The 3680-nt window shown below is 32.0% G+C and carries 3 protein-coding genes, 1 tRNA gene and 1 pseudogene; 4 read left to right on the forward strand and 1 reads right to left on the reverse strand.

Going from position 1 to position 3680, the window contains the following annotated elements:
* The first annotated feature begins 65 nt into the window (after positions 1-65).
* Positions 66-136 (forward strand) — tRNA-Gln (locus VLC96_RS18215).
* A 73-nt stretch (positions 137-209) separates the two neighbouring features.
* Here the strand turns inward: VLC96_RS18215 and VLC96_RS18220 are convergent.
* Positions 210-1037: a universal stress protein gene (locus tag VLC96_RS18220; protein ID WP_325265223.1), complete on the reverse strand. Its 828-nt coding sequence runs from the start codon at positions 1035-1037 to the stop codon at positions 210-212.
* A gap of 178 nt (positions 1038-1215) precedes the next feature.
* Between VLC96_RS18220 and rimP the strand changes: the two genes are divergently transcribed.
* From rimP to VLC96_RS18235, 3 genes and pseudogenes are all read left to right on the forward strand, one after another.
* On the forward strand, positions 1216-1680 hold the full coding sequence (gene rimP / locus VLC96_RS18225) for a ribosome assembly cofactor RimP (RefSeq protein WP_325265224.1): 465 nt from the start codon (positions 1216-1218) through the stop codon (positions 1678-1680).
* 13 nt (positions 1681-1693) lie between these two features.
* Positions 1694-2947 (forward strand): transcription termination factor NusA, encoded by a 1254-nt coding sequence (gene nusA, locus VLC96_RS18230; protein ID WP_325265226.1) that lies wholly within the window; start codon positions 1694-1696, stop codon positions 2945-2947.
* A 91-nt stretch (positions 2948-3038) separates the two neighbouring features.
* A pseudogene (locus VLC96_RS18235) lies at positions 3039-3680 on the forward strand (translation initiation factor IF-2); the annotation flags it as partial.

Raw genomic sequence — 3680 nt, forward strand, 5'->3', positions numbered from 1 at the left:
AAGCTAAAAAAAGTTTGCACAACTAGGAATTTGTTCTAAATTTGCACTCGCAAAAGCAATAAAGCTGGTCTATGGTGTAATGGTAACACAACTGTTTTTGGTGCAGTCTTTCTAGGTTCGAGTCCTAGTAGACCAACAAAAAAAGCCTCTCAATCGAGAGGCTTTTTTTATGAGTTATAGTCAAGACTAAAATATATGACTATTTAAATTTATATTTTAAATGTCAACACCGGTTTAGAAGAATGATTTACCAAATCTTCAGAAATACTTCCGCTGAAAAAATGATTTAGCGCCGTTCTTCCATGAGTGCAAAAAGCAATGATATCGCCGTTATTTTCTTCTGCATAATTAATGATGCCTTTCTCAATATTGTTTTCATTATAAGTTTCAAATGTATATTCCGGCATATCAAATTCGGAAACAAATTCATTTACAATATTACGCGCAGCTGAAGTGCTTTTAAAGCTATTTGGAGTGCAAATCATCACCAAATTCAATTTTGCTCCAAATAACTTGGTGAATTGTATTACTTTCTTAAAAGGAGCTTTGATTTCTTGTGAAAAATCAGAAGCAAAAATAATTTTCTTAATATCAAAATTGGCGACCCTGTTTTTAATAACCAAAACCGGTATATCAGAACGTCTTACTACTTTTTCGGTATTAGAACCAATAAAAATTTCATTGATGCCGGAAGCACCGTGAGAACCCATAATGATTAAATCAATATCAGGGTTTTGCTTAATATAATTATTGATTCCATTAGTAACGCCATCAAGGCGAATGATTTCTGTTACTTTAATTCCTGATAAATAAGGACGGTTTTTAATATTTTTTAGAGTTTCGTCAGCCTTGCGTTTAAACAACATAACTTCTGGAATACTCTTTTCTTCGGAAATAGCGTCATTCATGTGAGTAGGTAATTCTAACATATGAATTAAGATTATCTCACTATTGTTTTGTTTGGCAATTTGTGCACCAACTTCTATAGCTTCATCAGCATATTTAGAAAAATCAGTAGGGATGAGAATTTTTTTCATTGTAGTTTGGGTTTGTTTTTTATCTATAAAAATTGTTTTTTAAATATGATTTAAAGATATAATTTTTTTTTAATGGGAATCAATTTTTTTTGGTTTATAAAAAAAGACTATATTTGTGCCGTTATTTAGTAAAGTTTTAAATAATGAGGGGACATTTGTCCCCTCTTTTTATAAAGATATGACATTTAAAGAAAAAGTAAAGCAGGTAGTAGAAGAGGCTCTTCAGGAAAAACCATCTATTTTTTTAATTGACTTGACGATAACGGATAGTTTTAAAATTATAATAGGGATTGATGGGGACAATGGTGTGGTTTTGCAGGATTGTATTGATATAAGTCGTGCTGTAGAAGGGAATTTAGACAGAGAAGAACAAGATTTCTCTTTAGAAGTAGCATCAGTTGGTGTTGGTTCTCCGTTAAAGTTGGTAAGACAGTACAAAAAAAATATTGGCAGGACTTTAATTGTTAAAACTAAAGATGAAAATATTGAAGCAGAATTAGTTGAAGCTAATGATCTTTTTATAATTTTGTCATGGAAAGCCAGAGAAGCCAAAAAAGTAGGTAAGGGAAAAGAGACAGTTCAGAAAGAATTGAAGATTCCTTACACAGATATTAAAGAAGCAGTTGTTACAGTAACATTTTAATTAAAGAATTCGCATGGAAAATTTAGCATTAATCGATTCATTTTCAGAGTTTAAAGATGATAAACTCATTGATCGTGTAACGCTTATGGCAATTTTGGAAGATGTATTTAGAAATGCATTGAAAAAAAAATACGGTTCAGATGATAATTTTGATATCATCATAAATCCTGATAAAGGAGATATGGAGATTTGGAGAAGAAGAGTAATCGTTGCTGACGAGGATTTGGATTTTGAAAATGAAGAAATTACATTGACTGAAGCTAGAAAAATCGAAGCCGATTTCGAAATTGGTGAAGAAGTTTCAGAAGAAGTTAAATTGATAGATTTAGGTAGAAGAGCGATTTTAGCTTTAAGACAAAACTTAATATCAAAAATACACGAACACGATAATACTAATCTTTATAAACAATTTAAAGATATTATTGGCGATATTTATACTGCTGAAGTGCATCATGTTCGTCCAAGAGTTGTAATTTTGGTGGATGATGATGGAAATGAGATCATTTTGCCAAAAGAAAAACAAATTCCTTCAGATTTTTTCCGTAAAGGTGATAATGTGAGAGGTATAATTGAAAGCGTTGAATTAAAAGGAAATAAGCCTCAAATTATTATGTCGAGAACTTCAGATAAGTTCTTAGAAAAATTATTTGAGCAAGAAATTCCAGAAGTTTTTGACGGTTTAATTATGGTTAAAAATGTTGTGAGAATTCCAGGTGAAAAAGCAAAAGTAGCTGTAGATTCTTATGATGACCGTATCGATCCAGTAGGAGCTTGTGTTGGTATGAAAGGATCTCGTATTCACGGAATTGTACGTGAATTAGGAAACGAAAATATTGATGTAATTAATTATACTAGTAACATCCAATTGTATATTACAAGAGCATTGAGCCCTGCTAAAGTTTCTTCAATTAAAATTAATGAAGAAGCAAAAAGAGCCGAAGTATTCCTGAAATTAGAAGAAGTTTCTAAAGCAATCGGTAGAGGAGGTCACAATATCCGTTTGGCAGGTCAGTTAACAGGTTATGAACTGGATGTAATCCGTGAAGGAGATGTTGCGGGTACTACAGCAGATGATGATGATGTAGAATTAACTGAGTTTTCAGATGAAATCGAAGAATGGGTTATCGAAGAATTTGCAAAAATTGGTTTAGATACTGCAAAAAGTATTTTGAAGCATGATGTAGAAGATTTAGTTAGAAGAACAGATCTAGAGGAAGAAACAATTTTAGATGTAATGAGAATATTAAATGAAGAGTTTGATAGTTAACAGACTATTAATTCCTCACTGTAAAATAAATTTCTATTTTTATTGTGAAATAAAAGTAGACCAACGATTAAGGTAAAAATAAAAAGATTTTATGTCTGAAGAGAGAATTATTAGAATAAACAAGGTTTTAAGGGAATTAAATATTTCGTTAGAAAGGGCTGTGGATTATCTGAAAGATAAAGGTATTGCTATTGAGTCAAATCCAAACACAAAAATTTCTGAACAGGAATTTAATATCCTACAAAGTCAGTTTGCAGGCGACAAGGGGAATAAAGAGGCTTCCAAGGAAGTAAGTGAGGAAAAAAGGAAAGAAAAAGAAGCTTTGCGTATTGAACGTGAAAAAGAAGTAGAAGACAAACGTAAATTAGAAGAAGAGCGTTTGAGACAGCAAGAAGTAATCAAAGCCAGAGCTGTTTTGTCGGGACCAGTGCAAGTTGGTAAAATCGACCTAAATCCTAAAAAACCTACTCCTGCTCCAGATCCTGTTGTTGCTGAAAAAGTTATTGCTCCTAAAGATGTGACTCCTGAAGAAAAACCGGTTTTAAAAGAAGAAGTTAAAAAGGAAGTTGCTGAGAAGCCTGTTGTTAATGAGGTAAAGGTTGATAAAACTGAAAAAGAAGCTCCTGTTCTTGAGAAAAAAGAGAAGTCTGAGTTTAAAGAAGTTAAAGCCGAAAAACAAGAACCGGTAAAAGAGAAAAAATCAGAATCACCTATAAGTGAAGCTCCGGTTGAA

This window comes from Flavobacterium sp. (assembly GCF_035456085.1).
Taxonomy (GTDB): domain Bacteria; phylum Bacteroidota; class Bacteroidia; order Flavobacteriales; family Flavobacteriaceae; genus Flavobacterium.